Below are 24,392 nucleotides of genomic sequence, written 5' to 3'. Positions count from 1 at the left end.
GGCGTCGCCCGCGAAGCCTTCGGAATAGATGACTTCGCCCGGAGCCGCTGCGCGCGACCATGGCGATCGTTGTTGATTCAAAATTCAATCCCCCGGAGAGCTGTTGCCTCGCGCATCCCGCGTCTTCATGAGGCGCGGGTATGTGCGATGGTCCTGACTTATTTGACTGGATAACGACATGCAAAACGCAAATCTTTAGCACACGAGAATCATCAGACATGCGATGCAAAGCAGGCGTTCAGGCGCAAACGTTTGGCATGCGAAAGGAGGCTCGATTACAATCATTGGCATCGATCTGACAAAAAAAATCCTTCAGGTTCATGAGACTGAAGAGCACGACAAAACGGTGCTGAACAAATGGCTCAAGCGCCAACTGAATGCCGAAGACGAGGTGCCGACGCTGAATGTGTCAAGCTATAGCACGCTTGGCGCTTCGCCGTGTTTTTTCGTTCAATGCTACCATCACTTGAATCGCACGCGTCCGGCTGGCGTCATCAGCAACAAGAAACTGCCGGTGGATAATAGGCGATTCAATCTGACAGTTACGGGTCAGTGGAATCCCCGGCGTGAGAGTGCCAGGGATCGACTCCGTCGTCCGAGATGATAAGTTAGAATGCAGCTGCGTCGAGTGCAAGAATTCCTTCTGATCCGCTAGCAGAGATGATCGTTCCTTCAAGCGCCGAAGCGTATGGAAGCAGGTGCTCGGCATAAAACTGCGCAGTCGCAATTTTTGTATTGTAGAACGAAGGGTCATCGTTCAATTTTTTCTTGGATGCGATGAGGGCGCGGGCCATTTGCCAGCCACCAAGCACGATGCCGGCAAGTTTCAGGTATGGAACGCTACCGACGAATACAGCGTTCGGATCTGTTTTCATTGTCGCCAAAATGAAGTCAACAGCTGACGCGAGCGAAGCGTGCCCGAGCGCAAGTTGACGACGCATTGAAAGGAAGGCTGCGTCGCTATGCTCCTCTAGCAACTTCAAAGTTTCGTTAATTTCGTTAAGCAGTCGCTTTGCGATCGCTCCGCCATCGCGAACCGTTTTGCGACCTACGAGGTCGTTGGCTTGGATCGCGGTGGTTCCTTCGTAAATCGGCAGGATACGCGCATCACGATAGTACTGGGCGGCGCCAGTCTCTTCTATGAAACCCATACCTCCGTGTACCTGTACTCCGAGACTGGTTACTTCCAGAGAGAGTTCAGTACTCCAGCCCTTGACGATCGGAACCATATATTCAAAGATCGCCTTGTGTTCGGCGCGGACGTTGTCATCTGAATCGCGATGAGCGATATCGCAATGCGACGCGGCAACGTAAGCTAGAGCACGGGAGGCCTCGGTCAACGCGCGCATCGTTGCGAGCATCCGTCGAACGTCGGGGTGTTCAATAATGGGCACCGCCTGCTTTGTCGAGCCGTCGACTGGGCCGCTCTGGATACGGTCGCGAGCATAAGAAACTGCGTGTTGATATGCCCGGTCGGATATGGCGACACCTTGAATCCCAACCGCGAAACGAGCCGCGTTCATCATGATGAACATGTATTCGAGGCCACGATTCTGCTCACCTATCAGGTGACCGATAGCACCCCCGTGGTCACCAAACTGAAGCACGGCTGTTGGGCTCGCTTTGATGCCTAGTTTATGTTCAATGGATGTGCAGTGCACGTCGTTGCGGTCGCCCAGCGAGCCGTCCTCCTTGACACAAAACTTGGGAACGAGGAAAAGGGAAATTCCTCTGACTCCTTCAGGCGAGCCGGGTGTGCGTGCCAGGACGAGGTGCACGATGTTGTCCGCCATATCGTGCTCGCCCCATGTGATAAAGATCTTCGTCCCGAAGATTCTGAACGAGCCGTCGGATTGTTGAACTGCACGGGTCCGTATCGCGGCGAGGTCAGATCCCGCCTGAGGCTCCGTCAGATTCATAGTCCCGGTCCAATCTCCTGATATGAGTTTTGGGACAAAGGTATTCCTCTGCGATTCGCTGCCTGCAATCAGGAGGGCTTCAATTGCAGCATCGGTCAACATGGGGCAAAGTGCGAATGAGATATTTGCTGCATGCAACATTTCGATGCATGGCGTGGCGATCAGCTTGGGGAGACCTTGTCCACCGTATGCGTCTGGATGCTGAATTCCTTGCCAACCGCTCTTGGAAAATTGTCTGAAAGCGTCGCCGAATCCGGGCGTGGCCGCCACATTTCCATCCTTCCATGCACTTGGATTTTGATCTCCGTCAACATTTAACGGGGCGACGACTTCGCCGCAGAACCGTCCAGATTCTTCAAGGATTGCTTGAATTGTGTCGACATTGGCATCGTCAAAGCCCGGCAATGTCGCAATCTTATCGATACCAGCAAGCTCGGTGAGGACGAACATCATGTCCTTGAGAGGCGCTCTGTAATCCATAGCAAACTCCGAAATAAACAAATATAGATACCGGACGTTCGGCCGGCGATATGTATGGCAATAACGTTCGTATGGGGTCGACGAGATTAAAACGGTCGATACAGGAGGAGAGGAAACGTAGAATGAGACCTCTCGACATGTGCCGATGAGACGAGATTAGAATGACGCGTTTCAAAATTCGTAGCCACGTTTGGTCAAACATTAGCGCTTATCAAATCGGAGAAGTCGACGGGGCAAAATTCTCAACGCGGTTGGACGGTTCAAGTGAAGGATCTAGACCTGCTGATTTCCGGAATAATTGACGAAACGTCTAGAGCACGTGAATAACGGGCATCGCGATGCTACCGATGTCGCCGCATCAGACATGACTCACAGCCTCGTTCTGCGTCTTAATGAGCTCGTTCACCAATTTTCTGGGCTTCTGCAAAGTCCGGCCCGTACGAACGGGACTGCACAGAAGCTCATCCGTCAAACAATCGTTCGCGGCACCGAAATGACAGGTTTGTGATGTCGTACACCCAGAACGACAGGTAACGAGGTACCTAAATGATTCGGCGGACCGGACAACTTACTCAATAGCCGAAATCGATCCAACGCGGTCGCGAAGAATAAATTTCTGAACTTTTCCCGTGGACGTCTTGGGCAATTCTCCAAACACGATCTTCTTTGGTAATTTGAATCGGGCAAGTCGAGGACGACAAAACTCCAGAAATTCTCCTTCGGTGCATTCGAGTCCTGACTTCAGTTCGATAAACGCGCAAGGGACTTCACCCCATCTGGTGTCCGGCATGGCGACTACTGCGGCAAGAAGAACGCAGGGGTGCTGGTGAAGCACGTCTTCGACTTCGAGCGAGCTGATATTCTCGCCGCCTGAGATAATTACGTCTTTGCTTCGGTCCCTGATTTTGATGTAGCCGTCAGGATGAACGATGGCAAGATCACCTGTGTGGAACCAGCCGCCAGCGAACGCCTCCGAAGTCGCTGCAGCGTTCTTCAGATAGCCCTTCATCACCACGTTTCCTCTGAAGAAGATTTCTCCCAGAGATTCGCCGTCTGGGGGGACGGGCTCGAGCGTAACAGGATCAAGAACGGCCACAGCTTCCTGCAACGGATATGACACGCCTTGGCGGCCGTTGAGTCTTGCACGCTCGAAAAGTGGCAAAAGTTCCCATTCAGGCTGCTTGGCGCACACGGCTGCTGGCCCATATACTTCAGTAAGACCGTACACATGTGTGAGTTTGATGCCAACCGATTCGCAACTCTCGATGACTGCTGCTGGTGGCGCTGCGCCCGCTATGAGTCCTTGAATAGTGTGTTCGATGCCTGAACGCATGGATGCTGGGGCAGCACCCAACATACTATAGACGATCGGTGCCCCGCACATGTGGGTGACATGGTGCTCTCTAATGAGAGAGTAGACTGTCTGAGGATCCACGCGCCGTGTGCATACGCTCGTGCCGGCCACGAGAGCCATGGTCCAGGGAAAGCACCAGCCATTGCAGTGGAACATCGGCAATGTCCAGAGATAAATCGGGTGCTGGGGCATTTGCCAGCTGATAACATTGCTACATGCGTTCAAATATGCGCCGCGGTGATGCGTTACCACTCCTTTCGGATTTCCGGTGGTACCGGAGGTGTAGTTCAGCGCGATGGCGTCCCACTCGTCCACGGGCAGGTCCCACGGATGTAGTGAATTTCCATGTTTCAAAAAGTCTTCGTAAGTGATGGCCTCTGTCGGCGCGACATCTTGTAACTGATTGTCGGGAACAGAAATGACTAGAGGCGGCCGTTCGAGAGATTTCACTGCCGCCTCGACCACGTCAGCGTATTCCAGATCGTAAAGAATGACTTTGGCATCGCCGTGCTCGAGCATGAAAGCGATCGACGCGGAATCAAGCCGTGTGTTTAGGGTGTTAAGGACTGCACCTGTGGCTGGCACACCGAAATGAGCCTCAAACATAGCGGGGATGTTCGGCAGCATCACGGCAACCGTATCGCCTTTACCAATTCCGTTCCTCGTTAATGCGCTGGCGAGCCGACGGGATCTCTCAAAAGTCTCTTTCCACGTCTGACGATGCGTGCCATAGATGATAGCGAGACGATCAGGGAAGACTGCGGCGGTTCGGTGGATAAAACTGAGGGGACTCAATGGAACATAGTTGGCACTATTTCGTTCAAGTTCGTCGTAGGGATTCATGATCTGTATTTGTTGAAGTAATGATTCGGTACATGTACGAGGAAAAAGAACGCATGAAACGGCATTCGTCCACCGGTATTTTTGTTGCTGCCTTCTATTTTTCCTTTGTCCGATGCCGTCTCGTTTTATCGGGTCATCAAGCAATCCCGGAGATTGCTTCCTTCGACCGATCATTTGCACCGATACGACGAAGTTCACAACGACGGTCTAACGAGTGATGTGCAGCGAGCACGCTCGAGAAGAAACTCATCTTCTAATCTAGTCCACCCGTCTGTTTATAGGGATGTTATTGATCAATCCGATAGGCCCGCCTAGCCGTATCGTGAAAGAGATTGCGCTTGTCTTCAGCATTTGTCCCGGAAACAAGTCGTTTAAATGCATTCCAAACCACGCCATAGCTACCGGAGCTCCGATCTAACGGAAAATTGCTTTCAAACATGCATCGGTCGGGGCCGAATGTTTCGATGACCGGTTCGACCAGCGGTCGCCAGGCGTCCGCCAGTTCTTTCGAGGTCGGTGGGGCAGGGCGCGAGACAAAGTCGTAGCCGAATACTGTCGCTCCAAGGGCGCCGATCTTCGCTGTTATATTCGGTAGTTGCGCGACACGTTTGAGGGCGGGAATCCACTCCTTGATCGTCACGTCTTGATGACCTTGATAGCCGGCGACACCTATGGGGCCGCCCAAATGATTCAGTACAATCGGGATAGACGGAAATTCGGCGGCCAGTTCGGCTACGTCATCGAGTTGAGTGTGATAGACCCACGCGTCGAAGCTGAGTCCGTGACGTCCAAGACAGGCATAGCCCTCCTTGAACATCGGATCGGTGTAGAGATGGAAGGGGGGGCGCGGCAGAATGCCGAATCGAAACGTCGCGTGACGAGTCCCATTTACTCGGACTCCGCGAAATCTCCCATCGCCGACGGCAACTTGCGTTGCAAGTACGTCGTCAACAGTATCACCGAGTCGTAGATCTGCGAATCCAACGATCGCGGCCGCCAGATTCGTCTTTGACTGTTTGGAATTGGCTTGACGAGTCACGTCAACTACAGATTCGACTTCACCTACGGGACGCATTCGCTCGAGACCGCCAGAGCGATAGTTCCATCCACATTGGACGTAAACCGTCGCGACAACGTTGTGGCCCTGACTGTCCTCGATAAGATCGGCGGGCATATAGCCGCCCCAATGCTCCGAAAAGTGATGATGTGCATCGATAATAGGGAGATCGGGCTCGATAGGATCTTCACGGCTGACGCTCAGCCAGTCTGGATCTGGGCGGGTCTGGACGATTTGCAACAGGTTTTGATCATCTTCAACACTCATTTCTGAAACTCCTCGGTAAGCTGCTCATATAGACAAAATTTCCTGCACAGCGCGCCATATCCAACCGTCGGAAGCGTAGCATCGCTCATCGGGAATTGACTTCCAGCTTCTTGAGAAGAGGAGGAAATCCGCATACTCAATTTCTTCGCTTTGCGTGTCATAGGAATACATGTAGTTACGTCTTCATCAATTTCGAGAAGGCACGTTTGGTTTAGTAAAAGTCTCGACGTGAGATTCATAGCGTCAATCACAAAACCATGCAGGGTCGTGGATATGCGATCTAGAACGTATGTACCCCATTGCAAGTCTGTACTGCCGTGCGTGTCGCGTTCGGAAACAATCACAGGTAGCGATATTCGAACGATTCGAGCTACGTAGTCCACTGGCCCGAACTTCACAAAGATGTCGCTAGACAGGACATGGACGTCCTGTTTTCCCATGTTGTCTCTGATCGAGCAGATTACGAAAACGTCTCAGTATGCATAGAGCGCCGCTTAGATCACACATCTATGCGCCGTATCTCCTTTTGTCGGGCATCGTACAGCTATGTCAAATGTGCCTCGTAATTCATGGTTCCGATAAGTAGCTTGAGCGCGATCGATGCTGACGTTAGCGGCGCCGCCGCCGAGAGGACACAGTTGACCCGCCGATCTGCCGCGCCTACAACGAGGACACGGCCGTCAGGATATTTGGTGTCCCGGACGTCAATTTGATGCAGATTCATTCCCTCCAAAGTCGTTGCGAAGATGATTGCATCTCGCATCTCGCATCTCGCATCTCGTGCTTCTGGCGAAACGAATCCGTTTCAACTCGCAATTCATCTCCATTTTCGTCAAACTTTGTTGAGCACAGACGAGGCACACAGCGCAGGCATGTATAGACGCTGGACGGACTTGAGGCAGATATCTCATCAAGTAATCTCGTCTGAGCACCACAGAACAGAGTATTGAGAAGAAGCCGAAACCGCACAATGTCGCAATGAGAATAGACTGATAGAGAAATTTTATGAGTCCGGTTCGCAGGTTGTGAGGTGATGACTTGTACAGTTTGTGGCGCGATGGGCTGCGATACGGGGCATCGCAACGCGGGTATTTTCGAGTATGTGTGCTATGCAGACGGTGTCGAGGCGTGTCGCTTGATTTTTAGTGGTGGCGCGCTTGTAGGACGCTCTTCCATAACAGCCTTGACGTGAGAAGATCGTAGACGGCGTGTGTGATCTTTCTCACGTTTTGTAGGAAGTCGGGATCTGTTGTCAGCAAATCGTTATACGATATGACTCAAACGCAACCGATGTGCTGGTCGGAGCGGTCAGACCGGATGGGCGCAATGGGATTGCTGACGCGTGTTTCGAGATGACTATTTGCTTCCGGAGCAGCGGAACGCAAATCGCATTTCTTGCTGTGCCACCACCCGCGACGGGCGGGACTATTGATCTGTGTCGATGTAGCTGCCTTCGCTCGTATCAACGGCGGCGATTGTGCAGTCGACTGGGAGATATGGTTGCCACCTCGGCTGACGCCGGGCGCTAATTGGCATTGAATTTCTTCGCGAGCCTGCCTCCGCCTGATCCCGTACACTCTGGCACTACGCACCACCGCGACCAGATAGCAGAGGTCGCGAGGCTCATCCACTGGTCTCGGAATTTCGAGGCCAACGATTACGATCGTCGAAACACGTTCATGGACCTCAAGCAACTGCGGTACTTCGTCACCGTCGCTGAAGAACTGAGCTTCAGCAAGGCGGCGACTCGACTTCACATGTCACAGCCGCCACTCTCCCAACAGATCAAAGCTCTGGAGGAGGAGATGGGTGTCGAACTGTTCTTGCGGAACTCGCGTGAAGTTCGTCTCACCCATGCCGGAACCGTATTCCTTCGGGAAAGCCGTATACTTCTGGAGCAGTTTCTGACCGCCGTCAACTCGGCCGTTCATGCGAGCGAATCAAATGCGGGCACGCTCCGAGTCGGCGTCGCAACTTCGGCCCTGTTCAGCGTCATGCCAACATTTCTCGAAATAATGAGGACGTCTTTTCCCGATATTGACGTGCTGGTGAACGACATACAATCTGACGAGCAAGCCCGCGCTGTGCTTCAGGGAGCGTTGGACATCGGAATCGTTCACGCATTGCCGGAGCGTATTCGCGTCAATCGCGCACGTGTTTTCACCGATCATCTGACCCTTGTGCTTCCGGAATCTCACGAATGTGTGGGAAAGGACGACCTCACGTTAAGCGACCTCGCAGATGAACCGATGGTGACGCTTGCGCGAAGCCACGGTCCGTCGATCTACGACGCCGCTATCTCGGCGTGTACGCGTGCCGGATTTAGTCCACTTATCAAGCATTCCGCCCGAAGTGCATTCACCATATTCCAGATGGTATCCATGGGTTTCGGTTTCGGACTTGTTCCCGCATCGTACAAGTCGGCGTGCTATCCCGGGGTGGTGCTTCGGGAGCTACCGGATGACGGTCAGAATCTGTTGCGTCTGGAGCTAATCTGGAGCGACCGGCTCGGGGCCGATCTCGCTCGTAAGGTCGTTGCAGAACTTGCGCCAAAACTCGCCGGAGCTTTGGCGCGATCGCAATCCGGCAAGACCGTTTAAAGCTCGCCTAACGTCGACGCCACACGCCCGTCGACCACCCTGATCACCACCGGGTGATAGTTGAGGCCGTAACCGGCCTCCTGAGCCGTACAAAGCACGTCGTGAGTGTATCGAGCGATACGTGGATGGAAGTCCACCTGTTCGGCCAGTTGCAGTGCCGTTGACGCATCCTTGATTGCGTAGTCCACAGGGAAAGCCTTTTCCGGGAAGCTGTCCGGAACAAGACACTTCATGCCATGGTTGCGAAGGATGAAACTGTCCGCTGAACTGCGGGCGAGAGCGTCGAAGAGTTGTTTTCCGTCCATTCCCGCACGACGTCCGATTGTCAAAATTTCGGAAAGGGCATTGATGGTCATCAAAGCCATCATGTTGTTCAGGACCTTCACAATCTGCCCACAACCAACATCGCCGCAATGCAAAACGTCGCTTCCCATGTGCGCAAGGAATGGCTGTACGGTCTCAAATAGCTCGTGGCTACCTCCGACCGATATGAACAATGTACCTTGTACGGCCGCTTCTTTCGTGCGTGCAACGGGAGCATCCACGAATTGAATGTTTGCTGCAGCTAGACGTTCCGCGAGCAATCGCGTGCGCGCAACGTCGCTGGTGCTCATATCCACGACCAGGATCGGACGGCCTAGGTCTAGAAGGGAAGCACAGACAGCCTCGACTTGCACGATCGAAGGGAGCGACAGGAAAATCACGTCTGCTTCAGCGCCGACGGCTTCCACCGAATCTACGGCAATGGCCCCTGCGTCGACCGCACGTATGAGACGTTCCGAATCGAGGTCGTGCACATAGACTGGAACACCGGATTTGCGTATCAGATTCGCGCACATGGGTTCGCCCATGACGCCTAGCCCCACGAATCCGAGTCTCAATTTCCTGATAGAAGGAGAAGTCACTTCAGCTATCTCCTGTCAGAGCTTGGCGGAAAACGGATCGCGTTCTGCGCTTGAGAAGTCGATCATGACGTTCTTGGTCGTCATGAATTCCCGCAATCCGGCCTCTCCGCGTTCGCGGCCAATGCCGGACTCCTTGAAACCGCCAAACGGGGCTTGCGCAGCGACGGCGCGGTAGGTATTTACCCATACACTACCCGCCTGTACTTCGCGACTCACTCGCATAACTCGTGAGATATTCTGGGACCAAATCCCGGCTGCCAGGCCATATCGCGAATTGTTTGCAATCGCGATAGCCTCTTCCTCGGTATCGAAAGGAATTGCGGCCAGGACCGGACCAAAAATTTCCTCTTGCGCGAGATGACTTTCATTGCTCACGTTCGAGAACACCGTTGGTTCAATGAAGAACCCGTTATCGAGACCCGCGCCGTTAGCACGGCTCCCGCCGGTGACCAGGCGCGCACCCGCAGCCTTAGCCGATTCAATCGCGCCAAGAATTCTCTGCATCTGCGGTTCGTTAGCTGCTGGGCCCATATCCGTGCTGGAATCGAGCGGATTTCCCATGCGGATGTTGGCTGCGCGCTCTGCCACGCGCCGCACCACTTCGTCATAAACGCCGCGTTGTACCAGAAGACGTGAGCCAGCAATACAGGTCTGGCCCGTAGCACCGAAAATTCCGGCAAGCGCTCCGACAACGGCTTTATTAACATCGGCATCGTCAAAAATGATGTTCGGCGACTTTCCGCCCAGCTCGAGCGTGACCGGAACCAGACGTCGACCCGCAGCCGCCGCAATCTCACGACCCACTCCAGGACTTCCCGTGAAGCTGACCTTCGCCACTCCTTCGGCATTGACCAAAGCACGCCCTGCTTCGGCTCCGCCGGTGATGACATTAAACACCCCCGGCGGGAAGCCCGCTTCCTCGACGAGGGCAGCGAATTCGAGCGTGGACACTGATGCATGCTCGGATGGCTTCACAACGACGCAGTTACCAGCAGCAAGTGCCGGAGCGAGCTTGTTGGCCAACAGTGATAGCGGTGAATTCCATGCCGTAATCAGGGCAACAACACCATACGGCTCATAAATCAAGTAGTCGAGGGTGTCGCGTTGGTCAAGCGGAATATGTTGACCATAGAGCTTGTCAGCGTAGCCGGCGGCAAAGCGAAGCTGACGTCCCACCCATTTCATTTGCGGGAAAGTCTCTCGCACTATTTTCCCGTTGTCGCTACTTTCGGTAACGGACATACGCTCAGCAGATGCCTCGATCAATGATGCGAGCTTCAGCATCATCCCGGCTCGAGCAATCCCGGAGGTTTGACGCCATGTCTCGCGATAGGCACTTTGCGCTGCGGAAACGGCGGCAGCGACGTCTTGCGCGTCGGCTTCGGGGACGGAGGCCCAGCCTTCACCCGTATAGGGATTCACGCTGATCAGCCTGCGGCCGCTGTGGCCATCGACATATTGGCCGTTAATGTAAAGCTTGTGCTCGATCATGCTGTCTCCTGCGGGTTATCTCAAGCGCGTGTAATGGAGCCGCCCTGTGTATCCGGGCGGCGATGCCTAAAAACCGAATTTAGTGTCAGTGTGCGGCTTTCGTCCAATATGTATTTCGTCTTTCAGCTATTCGAGTGTCGACTGCGCAATCCTCAGTCGTGGGAGAACGTATGCCGGCGGCCATTTCTATGCGATTCTGGAACGCAAAGGAGAACAAAATAAGTTGCGGCGAAATTAGACGAAAGATCGATGTTCAGGGACCGAAGGAGTGGCTAGGACGCGATGGCGCATCGGTATTGTCACAGTCGGCATCAGAGTGGTTCCGATATTTACGCATACATCAACGCAAGCTTGAGTATTGAGAGACTACGTGTTTCCCGGGAAAATTGAGTACGCAGGAATGCGCGCACGGTGTACACACAATGGATGAAGAGGAAAATCTGGCGGGAGCGAGCGTCCACCACATGGAATGGCCGAGCGGGTCCCACTGGCGTGGACTGCCGCGCGCCGCGTATGCGTGTGTCTGCGCATCGGCAGGCGTACCCTCCACGGAGTCAGTCTGTGGTTTGGTCCAGCCGTTCGATGAGAGGTCCAAATTCGCGGTGCAAGTGCTCCCGAAAACTCTGAACTGCCGGTGTTTGTGCAACCTTGGGTGCCGTGAGTGTTCCGTATCGTCGCACGTGATGAAAATTCTCCATCGTGACTATCACTCGGCCAGCTCGAAGGTTCGTTTTCGCCACTGAGCGCGGGAGAAACGTAATGCAACTGCCAGCATCAAGCAGTCCGAGCAGGGTAGGCATGGTACCCGTCGTGCCTGCTTCAAACTCGGTACCGAGACGGTGAAACTCAGCAGCTAGGTGCTCCCTCAGGCTCGAATAGCGGTTCAGGAGATTTATACGGAATGGCAGGATGGTGGAAAGGGGAATCTGCGACATTCCAGACAACGGGTGCTTCGCGGGCACCATCAACACCAAAGCTTCTTCAGCGAGACAGCGGAACAGAAGATGATCATGATCGCTGTCGACGCCCGCTACCGCTACATCTGCTCCCCCGTCATTTATCATACGAAGAAGTTGATCGTAGGGCACGTCACGCAACTCCACCTCAACGTCGGGATATCGCTCCTGATACGATTGCAGAACCCACGGCATGAAAGTCGCGCCGATCATTGGAGTGACAGCAACGACGACCCGGTTGCGAGCGGCTTCCGACCGGTCGCGAAATTGCTTGAGAACCTCATATAGTCCGGCGAGTGTTTCCTCCGCAGCCACCTTCAGCAATTTCCCGTCTTCAGTGAGTTCCAGACTGCGGGTTGTGCGTCGCAACAATTTCACGCGTAATACTTCCTCCAAGCGTTTAATGCGGCTGGAAGCTGACGGTTGGGAGATGCAAAGGCGATCGGCAGCCTTGCTGAATGAGCCTTCCTCGACCACTACGAGAAATGTTTCCAGTTCGGGAAGGTGGAATCTGACCTGCGGTTGCGGCGGTTTCATGTGTGCGTGCGGGGACCCGAAGTAGTGTCGAGAACCAAGGGAATACCCCGCGCGTGAGTTCCGCACAACGCGGAGCTTCCCCCAGACATTGTTTGCGGAGTGTTACATCAAGAAGCCGTTGATGCAAACGTTGCCTTTTCTTCGTATCACCCGGACGCATCTCACTGGGCTTCCAGTTCTACGTCGAGCAGCCGCACGTATTGCTGCCCACCGTGCATGTCTCGCTCGACGACCCCGCCCTGTGGGTACAAACGTGGATATGAAATTTTAACGACTCGCAGCGTAGGCAGGGAAAAATACTTGATCAGGTTGGGATCAACGCCGTACAGAGCGGCGATGGCGTTGGGCTGCAAGGCCGGCGCCAGATGGTAGCGCTGGAAACTGGCATCGTCCGGGAAGCGCAAATCGATGGTAATCCAAAACGGTCCCGCGTTCTTCGAGCGTACCTGGTTACAGACTTCAATAATCTTAGGCATGCGCCACCTCCGTATTTACAAACTGAAGGCGTACGAGTTCCATAGGGTGATCGACATGCACAATGTGATTGAGTTTGAACTCATAGACTTGGCCGCGCTCAAGCTCCGCCGGTGAGAACGGGAAAGCATAGCTCGGCAACTCAAGGCTAGCCTCGACCTGCAGATGGAAAAACCATGGATTGCAGGTTTTTGCGATTTGCGTCGCGATGGCCTGGGTCTCTGCGGTCGCAACAAACATCAAGCCGATCTCGCGTGGTGGTTGAGCTGAAGCGCTTACGGGCAAACCGCTCACGGCATTCCAGCCATAGGGACGAAGCGAGATGTCGAAATTCCCGCTACGTGCGCCCATCGTTTCCCCAACACGTGCCGTGAGAACCTCGTGCATGTGGGCAACGAAACGGTCGATGTTTGCGAGTACTTTCGGATCCTCGATTCCAACGAGCATGATCGTCTGATAACTGCCGCCGCGCGCACCTTCGAGCTTCATTGTGTACGGACGCGGGTCGAAACGTGAACCTGTTACATGCACCACGCGGTCGTCGATCGCCACATACTCAGCGTCTGTTACGTCGAGTACGCCGCCCGGCTCGTACAGGACAAACGGATCGCTATTCTCGTAGAGCATGTGCGCGAACACGGTTTCCTCAGTACAACGGCTGTGTGCGGCAAGAGGTTCGACCGTGAAATGCTCGGCGCCCACGCGTATCATCACACCCCCTTCGCGCGGGTGAGTTGTGCAAAGCGCACCGCATTCAGCGATTTTCGCCGAGTGCCATGCAGGTCCCGCGCCGGCGCCTCGCATTAGTGGAACAGCGGCTAGGACAGCCGTGTCAGTCGTGCGCCCACCGAGAACGATGTCGGCCCCGGCCTGTAGGGCCTCTATGTAGGGCTCGACGCCCATCAGGGCAACGATATGGTCGCACGAGCGGAAATCTTCCGGGTTCGTGTCTTGTAACGGTGCGAGGGGAGTAATTCGGCCAGCCTGGGCGCGTTCGGCCATGCTTTCGGGAGACTGCTCGGAGTAAAGCAGCGCGATCCGCGGAGTCAACCCGTGCTCGTGTGCGATATCTAGTGCTATGTCACGCATCCATTCGAGTGCCTCGTCATTGCCGGAGGTCCCACAGGAGCCGATGACGAGCGGAATGCCCGCCTTGGCTTGAGCCCGCATCAGAACCGACAGATCATGCCGTACAGCATCGCGTGAGTATTTTGCTCTCCCGGTGGCTAGATAGGCAGGCCCGCTGTCGGTTGACCCAGCATCGACGGCGATAGCGTGAGCATCGGGAAGCGCCGCGAAAATGTCGTTCTCCCGAACGCCGATGCCGAGGGCGCCACAGGGGACAAGCACATTGCACGTAGAGGCAGACGCCGCAGTAGATGACGAGAAGTTTGAAGAGGGCATAGTCTCAGGGCACTAAATGTTTCGCCTCTCGCGAGGCAGTGGTAATGCTGACTGCGTTCGGGCTGGTCAGCAACACGATCCAGCGGAAATGCACGCCGTTTGTTCTGGAGGCTTCTTCGCGCGCTCTCCGCGGTTGTATGTTTCGCCAACCAGCTGGTACGATGAACTACCGTTGACTTCCGATCAGGCCGCTCCGAAATAAGTCATACCGCCATCCACCGGGATAACGGTTCCAGTAATATATCGGGAGATGGGAGAGGCAAGAAACACGACCAGCGGGGCGAGATCAGAAGGTTCGCCAAAGTAGCCGATCGGCACATTCGCATCGACGAACTCAGAACGTTCCTTCGGTGGATACATTCTCGCAATCTGCTCGCTCTCGATGCGGCCGGGCGGCACGTTATTAACCGTGATACCTTCACGGGCAACGTCGCGAGATAACCCTTTCGCCCACAAGTGGACGGCTGCCTTTGCAGCGATTGCTCCGTTGATCCCACGCGGCTCCATGATGCCGGTGATGTTGATAATTCGACCCCATCGAGCGCGGCGCATTGCCGGTAGGACTTCGCCTGTCATGCGGCGCACCTGTGTGAAATTGAGTGAAAAAGACTCTTCCCACGCCTCTTCGCTGGCATCAATGGGCAACGGTCTTGACCCGCCAGCGCAATTGACGAGAATTTCGATGTCGCCGATCGCGGCTGCAGCTTCTTTCGCAATCCGCTTGACTTCATCCGCTTCAGTGATGTCGCCGGCAATCGTCACGGGCCGATGATGGCCAACACGTTCGATCGAATCGGCAAACTTATCGAGTGCGTCGGAGCGTCGAGCGGTAGCCACCACGCGAGCTCCCTCCCGGGCCAGCGACTCTACGATACTTGCGCCGATGCCTGCACTAGCTCCGGTGACGAGGCAGCGTCGACCTTCCAGTTTCAGATTCATGTTTGTTCTTTAAGAATGGACTCTGCTCGCTGAGGCGTCTGTCATTCGCGACCAGGAGTCGAGAGAAAACGTGTCTCGATCGCGAGCGGGTGAAATTCGTCTAGTCACCACCTCGCGCTCAAGTCCGTCACGTCGAGACACTGCTTGGCGAAGACGCGCGAGACTTACGCGTGAATACTGCCGGAGCTTGTTGAACAGGACCTTATTTGGATGTTTTCCGACTGCCCAACTTCTGATAAAAATCGAGCATGGCCACAATGTCGCGTCCGAGATTACCTGTCGCCATACCCAGCGAGATCATTTCCCGGACGGTCGAGGCAGCTGGTGTGGGTTGCTGGATCTGACGGCCGAGCTCGATGCCCAAGGCAACGTCTTTCTCGCCGAGCTCCATCCGGAAGGGTGCTTTGTCGTAGAAGTCGCCAGCGATGGCGCTCGGGAAGCGCTTGATGAACTGATGCGACCGCCCGCCGCTTTGCGACAGGATTTCGAAGAGTTTCTCCGGATCCACGCCCGCAGCAGTTCCAAGAGCAAATGCTTCTGATGCGATTACGAGATTGCCCATCGTCATCATGTTGTTGACAATCTTAACGGCCTTGCCCGTTCCGATATCTCCCGTCCAGTGACGTGAACCGGCCAGGCAATCAAGAATCGAGTCGACCGCACTGATGTCTTCTTGGCGCCCACCGGTGATGAGCACTAACTCGCCTTTGAGTGCATTGGCCGGGTCTCCGCTCACCGGTGCATCGATCATCCGGATGCCGCGTTGGTCTGCAGCTGCGGCGATTTCGCGCATCGTATTAGGGTCAATTGTACTGAGCTCGATGCCAATCGCCCCCTTGCTGGCGTGTTCCAGAATCCCGCCGTCGCCCAGCCACGCCTCGCGCGTTATGGGCGGATTCGGCAGACTGCTCAGGATAACCTCGCGGTCCTTCAGAGCATCAGCAAGTTCCGAAGCAACAGCGATCCCATCCTGAGCGGCGAGGGTGCGACTCGCTTCGCTGACATCGTAGCCGATTACGTCAAAGCCAGCTCGCTTCAGACAAATAGCCATCCCACGGCCCATCTGACCGATTCCTACAACAGCAACACGTTGCTGAATTTCATGTCCCACGTTCGTCTCCTCTGAATGAGCGCAATAACAGTCGCAGAATTGAGTATTTCTCAAGAGTAGTGTTGTCTACAACCTCGCTGATGTAATAAACCTATAGGCATGTTGAATAAGACGGGATGTGATGTCTGACGATTTGCCTTCGGGGCAGCGTTGCGGACACGATTCATGGGGCCTGGGCTGGATACCGATCTGTCGAAATCTCGGAAATTTGGCGGCACTTCAGGTCAAAATTTTCGAAACATGTTCCGGCATCTTTTCGCGTCAAATCGGGCGACGTCTTCCATTGGACACCGATCGATATCGGAGCCGATGACTAGTGTGGTGAATTAAAAGTTCGCCGAATCTTAGGCGATACGCATCGCCGGTCTTTCCCGACTCGGTGGGAATATGCGCCAAGCGCCGTCTTGGTGACGAAAAAAGAACAGTGCAACAGGACCCGCCATCGTTAATGTCTCGACGCATACGTAACATATGTGTTTGGATCGCCTGTTTCTGAACTCAGTGACCCGAACGCCGATCGCCGGATCCGGGGCGAGCCAATGCTCGACCATCTCGCGCAACGAGTTTCTCGCACTATCCACGACTTTTTCTCCATTTCACTTGATGCCACGATCCTGCTCGCGCACGTGTGACACATTTTGTCCCTCACTGGCCGGGTTCTTTCCGTCAATTGCAATGTTCAACTGCGAACTTCTAACTCAGGACGCTAACCGCGCGGTGCAAGACGACAGTGCGCTTTGGAACGGGAACTTAGCTTGTCGTTCGATGAACGAGGAGGAGCGATTTCTATCACAGCGCGAAAATTGGCGACGACAGCAAGCTCGCTTTTGCTGATAAGCATTGAGCGTGGGGGCATTGACGCGCGTCAAGTTGAGACATTGCGACTGGCCGAGGAGCGGGAAGAGGCCGTTAGCGCCCGGCAGATGCCAAGCAGTCCGGCGCAACATGAGTCTTCCCGATGCCGAACGTGATTTTTTCGGCTGACTCAGTCCTGGGCTGCGACAGTCTCGAAGCTGTAAGTGCCGGCACGCGACGGGAATCCACCACGCACTGTCCCACCGCGTTGATCCAGGTAGATTGCCGACATCAACGGGCTCAATTCACGGCTGTTAGGTACAGAGAGCCACATGCGCAACAGATGTCGTTTGCGATCATCTTCCTCGTAATCCTCAAACTTCGTGCGAGCGTGATATGCGACGTGATTGTTGAGTAGTTGAATGTCACCCGGCTCAAACATCATTCCGAAATGGAAGCGCGGGTCATTCGCAAGCTGATTGATGAGCGACATTGCCTCCAGTTGCTTATCCGTGAGCGGCGGAAGTTCTGGGAAGTGCTGATGGGCAGCCATGATGTGCGGCTGGATGTAGCGGCACGCGAATTTATTTTTATGTTCCGTGTAGAGGGGCTGCAGATAGTAGGGCTTGTCTGTGGGTTTTTCCTGACCCTTCCAACTCCAATAGAAGGGCTGATAAAGGACGTCCAGAAGATCGGGCCGAGTTGCGGCGATTTCGTTTCGGATGGCGACGGAGCTGCAGATCATGCTTTTTCCGCCGGACTTCGCCTTGCGCATCACCATCAGGGCGACGACGTCACAGGTGTCGCTGTGGAAGGGCAATTCCTGCTTTGACATATAGCCGCGGCCAGTAGCGGCATTGACGTCCGCGCCAAAGTTTCGCACGTCGCCGAGGTAGTCTCCGCGACTGCTCTGAGACACAGCGGTACCCAGCCACTTGCCCATGCCCCAATAGAGGAGTCGAAGCTCGTCGCGCGAATAGTTCTCCGCCTCAAGGCCGCGGAGAGTAACGATGCCGCGTCCGGTTTCTAGCCGCTCATGAATCTCGGGAACAAGTCTGCCGAACTCAGGCAACGCAAAGTTCTCCTTGGTGAGTTGATCGATGCGCAGGCCGTCGGCATTGGCTGACTGCAGCGCGTTATCAAACTCGCGAAGCTGGCTGTCCCCTAGCTGGATCAGCCATTCGGCTTCGTCGACCATGTCTTTGGCTTCCCAGGCGAAGGGTCCGTTGTAGGCTGTATTCATCATTTTTTTCCGATTTTGAGCTACGTTGAACATTGCGTTTCCACGGGAAGAAGTCTGGTCGAACCACGTCACTCAGACAATCTCAAATAATCAATGCACATATTGCTAGGTCCAATAAGTGGCGTGTGTGCAAGTACGACACCAAACAATAGGTCTCGATCCGGGTGATCGGCCACAGTCGTATGCGAGAGGTGGTCGGGGGGGGGCAAGCTGTTATGGAAGCTCTGTGATCATTGCGATTGATCGCACGATTTGCGCAAAGAGCAGTCTAGAACTCCTATGATTTGACCGCCTGAGCGACGGTTGACGCTCTTATTAAATGCTCTGGAGGAAGAATCTCCAGTGCAGTATTCATAGTGACTTCATCGTATCTCTCAAGCAAGATTCAGCTTGGGATCAGAATCCGATACTGGTTTTTTGCTCAGGTTGCCGGATGCTGCCTGCGATGTGTCAAGCATTTCATTTCGATTGCTTGCGGAGTCAGCCTGATTGTGATCTACGCTAGGACCGGTAAGGATCTGGAGACGCGCAGGATTCGGGCGCTTGTTTTGGACGGCGATGCGCCGAGCGCAACAGTTTCAGCTACAGATAAGTTGGTGGGATCGGGAGAACGCACGTCCGCGAAGCCGTAATGATGAGGACGCGCCGCTGGCGAGTCAAACGGATTGGGAAGATGCAGGTTTTCGAACCGTGATGAACATGTTGGTAGGAGTCGTGCGTGTCGCTGATCGCAGCCGCCGATATTCCAATTAGTCAGGGAGATTCACATTTAGAAATTGCGGAATTCTATGAGGGTGATTTCAAGATTGGCCAACGGCCACCCAGGCTTCGAGTAAGCGCCTCAGCTGACGCAAGTAGTATCGGACGCATTCGCACAATGGCTTCATTGGAATATCGTTCTCGAGCTCCGGAAAGTGAGAGTGCCCCGAGAAATTGGCCAGCCGGGCCAAACACGGGGCTTGCGATTGCGGCGCAAGACGGATCGCGTTCGCCGAACGTTGTCAAACTTAGAGGGCTGTTTTGCGGTGGAGCACTTCCCGAGTGAGGATAAAATATCTCAATGATTTTGCCGGGGGCTCCAAGATGCAGTGGCAACAAGTCGCCCGCTCTTATGTTGTCAAGCGTCGGATGCCGCGAGTCGATCCGGAATAGGCATAGTCGCTGCTCATCATCGTAGGGCACGTGGAAAGACGCGCTTTCGGTTCCCTGCGCAATCATCTGATTGAGAGTTTCGACAACGCGATCTTTCAGACTATGGCCGACCTCGTATGCCCGTCCGAGCAGAAAGGCAAATGGACCAATTTCATATTTTAAATCAAATCTTTGAACAACGATCGCGGACTTCTCAAGTGAAGCGAGAAGTCGAAGAACCGTACTTTTGTACAACCCGGTGGTTCGCGCAAGTTCTGATAGCGAGATCGGTGTCGTTGCATTTGCAACAGCCGAAACAATCGCAAACGCTCGATCGACGGCAGCAACGCCGGGTTCGGTGTTTTCAGACCTAGAAATAGACGGATTAGGAGTGGATGATTCGGGCATACGGTACGGCCGGAATTTATCAAAATTTCACTATGTCTGAAACGGCGGGCGGGTCGGCCGCGCGCCAACAGGTGTCTAAAGCCTGATTCGCGAAGCCTACCCGGCGAAACATCCGGGCACGTCCACTGTGTGCGGCAAATCAGCGTCCATATTATACTCGTTTGTCAGTTCTGCCCCCGCAACAAGCCGTGAGAACGTGCCGACCATTTCGCCAGTCAATGCCGGCGAAATGGTTTCGTTCGTCAGATTCAGAACTTATGCCGCAGACCGAGGCGGACCAACACCTGGTTTTTTGACGTCGAGGCGTCGGGTGCCGATGAACCTCCTGCGCCAAACGAGTCAGGAGCGATGGATGCAACCGTAGCATCCCCAGCCGCACGTTGATAGACTCCAAGTATATAGACGTCAGTGCGCTTGCTCAGGAGGTAGTCAGCCATTAGCTGAAACTGGTGATATTTGGGGCTGGCATCGGTTGAACGCAGCTTGCCGTCCGTGAAAGTGTAAATGCCGGCGAGCGAGAAAGCCGGCGTTATGTAGTAGCTTCCATTGACTTCAAAGTTGTTGAAGGTAAGGCGATCAGTCGCCGAGTCGAATTCGGAATGGCTATAGACAACGCCGACCTTGCCACCGTTGAAAGAATATGTCCCGCCTGCCGCGACAACATTTGAGCGCGTAACCGCTGTGGCAAGCCCGTTGGCTTGAAGGGCAGAAGTCCGAGTAACGTTGATATAGTCACCTGATACTGCGCCCAACGTGTTGCTGTTAGGTGAATTCAGGTGCATGTATCCGGCGCCAAAATAGAACGAACCAGTGGTGTAAGAAGCTCCCAGGCTCCACAGCCGATTGACAGAAAATCCGGAATCTGCTGCACCTGTGCTTGCGCTGTTACTGAATCCGTACAATCCGCCGAACTTCAGTCCGTGAAAGTCGGGACTGGCATATTTGACTGTATTGTTTATCCGGAAATCGTTGTCAAGATTGTCGTTGTCAAATGGACTTGCGATAGCTGTGTAAGGGATACCGCTTGTCGGCTGAACATAGTCCACAATGGAATCATATTGCCGTCCGAATGTGAGGCCACCGAGGGTGTTCTTGCTCAGGCCTACCCATGCCTGGCGTCCAAAAAGACGTCCGCCTTGTCCTAATGTGCCGTTGGACAGCGAAAAACCGTTCTCCAGCTGGAAAATCGCTTTCAGACCGTCGCCTAGGTCCTCCACGCCCTTCAGACCCCAGCGATTTCCCTGAACGACACCGCTTGTCATCAGAAAATTCGATTTCCCTTTGTCGTTGTTGACGTAGTTCACGCCCGCATCAACAAGGCCATACAGCGTCACGCTACTTTGTGCGTGGGCTGCGCTCGCACATGCACCTAGCACCACGACAGATAAAATACGCTTTTTCATTGAAACATCTCCAGGTTATGTTGTTAAACATTGCGGCAAATCTTCTGCTTCTTCGTATTGCATAGTTGTGCTAATGAAAAACGGCGAGATTTATATTCAATGAAATGAATTCAATCTACGCTGTTGATCAAACTAACTGCTTTTCGTCGTCACACATGTCGTTTGGACGGCAAAAACGTAGGATCCTAGAAATTTGACCGTCTCCGGATTTGAGAAAGTCAAAACATTTAATTCATTAGTCGGTAGGCTGGAAAGCACTCAGTGAGATGGCACATGATCGCGAGGATTGAGTATCTACTTAGTTTTATCGATCTCGCTTATATAGATTTCGACGTCGAACGACGCGTAGTTCGTTGTCGTTCATGCGAAAGAGCACGCAATTTTTGAGTGTCCAGAAGAGATCATTTCCTTGTCGAGCCACATTGCGATGCGTGTTTGAGTAGTTTCAACGCGTACTATCCAATTTGTTATCGTTTCCCGTGAATCCGATTGTGCCTTTTATCGTGAATCAGTGGTAATGGGGTGAGGAACTGGTCTTGTACACAACTCATAGTCCCAGGTAAGCTTTTTGTACCATCGGATCCGCGAGCAACTCAGCGCCCGTACCAGTTCGCGTGATACTCCCCTGTTCGAATACATACGCGCGGCGAGAGAGTTTGAGCGCAAGACGTGCGTTTTGCTCGACCAGCAGAACAGAAAGACGCATCTCCTGATTGAGCCGCTCGATTGCGTCGGCGATCTCAGCGACGATCTTTGGTGCGATGCCTAGCGAAGGTTCGTCGAGCATCAAAAGCTTGGGTTGCGCCATCAACGCTCGACCGATCGCCACCATCTGCTGCTCGCCACCTGACAGGGAGCCGGCCTGCTGACGTCGACGTTCGGCGACTCGAGGAAAAAGCGCATAGACGAGCTCAAGAGTGGTCCTGATCTTGATACGCGAGCGAACCGTATGAGCTCCGACCAGCAGATTCTCCAGCACACTCATGTACGGAAAAAGCCTGCGCCCTTCCGGAGAAAGTGCAATTCCGTGAACGACGCGCCGCGCCGCGCCGAGTGCCTGGATCGGCTCGTCATCCCAGTAGATTTTTCCGTTCGCCGTTGGGATGATGCCCATCACTGCTTTAAGGGTCGACGATTTGCCCGCACCGTTCGAGCCGATAAGGGCGACGATTTCGCCATTTTCAACGCGAAAGGTCGCGTCACGTACGGCCTCGATCTGGCCATAGCGGACAACGAGAGATTGGGTTTCAAGCGTGGGCATGGTCCGGTGCTCCCAGATAGGCTTCAATTACGGCGTGGTCGTCTCGGATCACTGAAGGTGCGGCATCTGCGATTTTGCGGCCTTGGACCAGGACGACGATCCGGTCGCAAAGATCCATCACGAGTGCCATATGGTGCTCGACGAGCAGAAGAGTCAGCTGACGTTCGGCGCGCAGCGTGCGGAGTAGCTTGCCAAACGCGATACATTCCTCCGGATTCAAACCTGCGGCGGGCTCGTCGAGCAAAAGCAGGGACGGGCGTGTCGCGATGCCGATAGCCACTCCTAGTTTTTTCTGGAGGCCATACGGAAGCGTGCCAGCCAAGGTATCGCGATGCGTGCCAAGATCGGTTATCTCGAGGACTTCGGCGACTTCGCGTCGGAGACCGTCTAGATGCGCGTGTCTCGCGGCGCCTACCCCAGGCAGCCACATTGATCCGGGCAACGTTGAAAGCGCGCCTCTATATATGTTTTCAGCGACCGTCACTCCGGGATAGACTGAGGCCGATTGGAACGTGCGCGCGAGACCACGCTTGACAACTCCGCTTGGGGGCAAACCAGTGATATCGCTGCCATCCAGGGTAATCGTTCCGCCAGTTGGCTTGAGTGCGCCGCTGATCAGATTGAAAGCAGTGCTCTTGCCGGCGCCATTAGGCCCGATCAGGCCGACGGTTTCGCCCGTGGCAACGTGAAACGTGAGATCCTGCACAGCCTTTAGTCCGCCAAATCGCTTGGAAAGCCTGTCTACGTGGAGAAGAACAGAAGTCTGGGAGTTCATTGAGCCGATTCTCCAGGGATTGCTGAGTGACCAGCATGTTTTCGCTGGAATTTCGCCTGCAAGCTGGCGAGACCACGAGGCATGAATCGCAGCATCAGGATCAGCGCGCAGCCGTAAAAAATATTCTGCATCTGTACCGCGCCGCGGAAAAGCTCGGGCAGCGGCGTCATGATGAGTGCACCAATGAACGGGCCGAGAACATAACCGCGACCGCCTACAACCAGGATGATAATCATGCCGACCGATAGCATAAAATTGAACGTCTCAGGCGATACGAAGCCGATATAGTGAGCAAACATCGAACCACTCAACCCCCCGATCGCGCTAGCTACGGCAAATGCAGCATATTGCGTGCGACTCACAGACAGGCCGCTCGCTTCGGCTAGCGGTGCGTTTTCACCAACCGCATCAATACGGTGGCCAATCGGAGACCGGAAGATCGCGTGCGATGCCGCAATGCATAGGAGCGCTACAGTGGCGGCGAAAAGATAGAATGAGAGTTTCGAGTCCAATGTGATATGGCCGAAGGCAGCCGGCAGGATTCCGACAATTCCGTTCGCGCCACCCGTTACGTCTTCCCATTCCAGCAATGCCAGTCGCACCAATTCTCCGAAAGCAAACGTGATCAGCACAAAATAGATTCCGCGCAATCGTAGGATCACCACACCGAGAGCGAGCGCGACCAATGTAGAGGCCGCCATGGCACCCAACGCGGCGACGGGGAATGGCATACCAAGACGCAAGGACAGCAACGCCGAAGCATAGGCACCGATCGCTATGAAGGCGCCATGACAGAGGGAAGTCTGACCTGTTCGGCTTAGCAGCGATAGACCGGTCGCACTCACCGTATTGATCGCGATGAGGATGGCCATGTGCAAGTAGAAAGGCTGCGACGATATCAGGGGCAGCGCCGCGATGAGCACAATGACAAGCGCGACGGCAAGCGGCTTGCGGTGAGGGCTACATTTCCCGTCGCTGCCTGCGGAAGCAGCGATGTGGCCTGTGCCGGGTAATGACGTGGGAGATTGGATTTTCATGG

At 54.4% G+C, this 24,392-nt stretch carries 19 protein-coding genes; 2 read left to right on the top strand and 17 right to left on the bottom strand.

Features of this window, described 5'->3' with window-relative positions; all coding sequences use genetic code 11:
• Positions 1 to 223 precede the first annotated feature (223 nt).
• Positions 224 to 604 carry a hypothetical protein gene (locus tag BM438_RS46005; RefSeq protein ID WP_093647325.1) on the top strand — a complete coding sequence of 127 codons (381 nt, stop codon included), beginning with the start codon at positions 224 to 226 and terminating at the stop codon, positions 602 to 604.
• A gap of 4 nt (positions 605 to 608) precedes the next feature.
• On the opposite strand, the gene BM438_RS42810 is transcribed toward BM438_RS46005, so the two are convergent.
• The 4 genes from BM438_RS42810 to BM438_RS42795 form a co-directional block, all read right to left on the bottom strand.
• Positions 609 to 2,399 (bottom strand): acyl-CoA dehydrogenase, encoded by a 1,791-nt coding sequence (locus tag BM438_RS42810; protein WP_093647323.1) that lies wholly within the window; start codon positions 2,397 to 2,399, stop codon positions 609 to 611.
• Between the two features lie 568 nt (positions 2,400 to 2,967).
• Positions 2,968 to 4,596 carry an acyl-CoA synthetase gene (locus tag BM438_RS42805; protein ID WP_208620821.1) on the bottom strand — a complete coding sequence of 543 codons (1,629 nt, stop codon included), beginning with the start codon at positions 4,594 to 4,596 and terminating at the stop codon, positions 2,968 to 2,970.
• A gap of 286 nt (positions 4,597 to 4,882) precedes the next feature.
• A complete protein-coding gene (locus BM438_RS42800) occupies positions 4,883 to 5,920 on the bottom strand; it encodes an amidohydrolase family protein (protein ID WP_093647321.1) in 1,038 nt (345 codons plus the stop codon).
• A complete protein-coding gene (locus BM438_RS42795; protein ID WP_093647319.1) occupies positions 5,917 to 6,360 on the bottom strand; it encodes a hypothetical protein in 444 nt (147 codons plus the stop codon). Before BM438_RS42795 ends, BM438_RS42800 begins: the two co-directional genes overlap by 4 nt.
• Before the next feature lie 1,239 nt (positions 6,361 to 7,599).
• Here BM438_RS42795 and BM438_RS42785 point away from each other — a divergent pair.
• Complete coding sequence (locus BM438_RS42785; protein ID WP_093647315.1) at positions 7,600 to 8,520, top strand: LysR substrate-binding domain-containing protein; 921 nt, start codon at positions 7,600 to 7,602, stop codon at positions 8,518 to 8,520.
• Here BM438_RS42785 and BM438_RS42780 read toward each other — a convergent pair.
• From BM438_RS42780 to BM438_RS42715, 13 genes are all read right to left on the bottom strand, one after another.
• On the bottom strand, positions 8,517 to 9,425 hold the full coding sequence (locus BM438_RS42780) for an NAD(P)-dependent oxidoreductase (RefSeq protein ID WP_279630586.1): 909 nt from the start codon (positions 9,423 to 9,425) through the stop codon (positions 8,517 to 8,519). The genes BM438_RS42785 and BM438_RS42780 overlap by 4 nt on opposite strands.
• A 15-nt stretch (positions 9,426 to 9,440) precedes the next feature.
• The gene (locus tag BM438_RS42775) at positions 9,441 to 10,916 is read right to left on the bottom strand and encodes an aldehyde dehydrogenase (protein ID WP_093647311.1); all 1,476 of its coding nucleotides are present in this window, start codon (positions 10,914 to 10,916) and stop codon (positions 9,441 to 9,443) included.
• A 554-nt stretch (positions 10,917 to 11,470) separates the two neighbouring features.
• On the bottom strand, positions 11,471 to 12,409 hold the full coding sequence (locus BM438_RS42770; RefSeq protein ID WP_093647309.1) for a LysR family transcriptional regulator: 939 nt from the start codon (positions 12,407 to 12,409) through the stop codon (positions 11,471 to 11,473).
• Between the two features lie 161 nt (positions 12,410 to 12,570).
• Entirely contained in the window at positions 12,571 to 12,885 is a 315-nt protein-coding gene (locus tag BM438_RS42765) for a DUF4387 domain-containing protein (RefSeq protein ID WP_093647307.1), read from the bottom strand.
• Complete coding sequence (locus BM438_RS42760) at positions 12,878 to 14,287, bottom strand: acyclic terpene utilization AtuA family protein (RefSeq protein WP_093647305.1); 1,410 nt, start codon at positions 14,285 to 14,287, stop codon at positions 12,878 to 12,880. The genes BM438_RS42765 and BM438_RS42760 overlap by 8 nt, the downstream gene beginning before the upstream one ends.
• Before the next feature lie 183 nt (positions 14,288 to 14,470).
• Complete coding sequence (locus BM438_RS42755; protein ID WP_093647303.1) at positions 14,471 to 15,226, bottom strand: SDR family NAD(P)-dependent oxidoreductase; 756 nt, start codon at positions 15,224 to 15,226, stop codon at positions 14,471 to 14,473.
• A 202-nt stretch (positions 15,227 to 15,428) separates the two neighbouring features.
• Complete coding sequence (locus BM438_RS42750; protein WP_167378547.1) at positions 15,429 to 16,337, bottom strand: NAD(P)-dependent oxidoreductase; 909 nt, start codon at positions 16,335 to 16,337, stop codon at positions 15,429 to 15,431.
• Positions 16,338 to 17,322: 985 nt separating this feature from the next.
• Entirely contained in the window at positions 17,323 to 18,408 is a 1,086-nt protein-coding gene (locus tag BM438_RS42740) for a TauD/TfdA family dioxygenase (RefSeq protein ID WP_093647296.1), read from the bottom strand.
• Positions 18,409 to 19,161: 753 nt separating this feature from the next.
• On the bottom strand, positions 19,162 to 19,914 hold the full coding sequence (locus tag BM438_RS42735) for an IclR family transcriptional regulator (protein WP_093647294.1): 753 nt from the start codon (positions 19,912 to 19,914) through the stop codon (positions 19,162 to 19,164).
• 248 nt (positions 19,915 to 20,162) lie between these two features.
• Positions 20,163 to 21,317: a porin gene (locus BM438_RS42730; protein WP_093647292.1), complete on the bottom strand. Its 1,155-nt coding sequence runs from the start codon at positions 21,315 to 21,317 to the stop codon at positions 20,163 to 20,165.
• Between the two features lie 547 nt (positions 21,318 to 21,864).
• Entirely contained in the window at positions 21,865 to 22,578 is a 714-nt protein-coding gene (locus tag BM438_RS42725) for an ABC transporter ATP-binding protein (RefSeq protein ID WP_093647289.1), read from the bottom strand.
• Positions 22,565 to 23,353 carry an ABC transporter ATP-binding protein gene (locus BM438_RS42720; protein WP_093647287.1) on the bottom strand — a complete coding sequence of 263 codons (789 nt, stop codon included), beginning with the start codon at positions 23,351 to 23,353 and terminating at the stop codon, positions 22,565 to 22,567. Before BM438_RS42720 ends, BM438_RS42725 begins: the two co-directional genes overlap by 14 nt.
• Positions 23,350 to 24,390, bottom strand: a complete 1,041-nt coding sequence (locus BM438_RS42715; RefSeq protein ID WP_093647285.1) for a branched-chain amino acid ABC transporter permease — start codon at positions 24,388 to 24,390, stop codon at positions 23,350 to 23,352. Before BM438_RS42715 ends, BM438_RS42720 begins: the two co-directional genes overlap by 4 nt.
• Positions 24,391 to 24,392: the final 2 nt, after the last annotated feature.

The organism is Paraburkholderia aspalathi (assembly GCF_900116445.1).
Lineage (GTDB): Bacteria > Pseudomonadota > Gammaproteobacteria > Burkholderiales > Burkholderiaceae > Paraburkholderia > Paraburkholderia aspalathi.
This window is presented reverse-complemented; position numbering and strand designations above follow the sequence as displayed.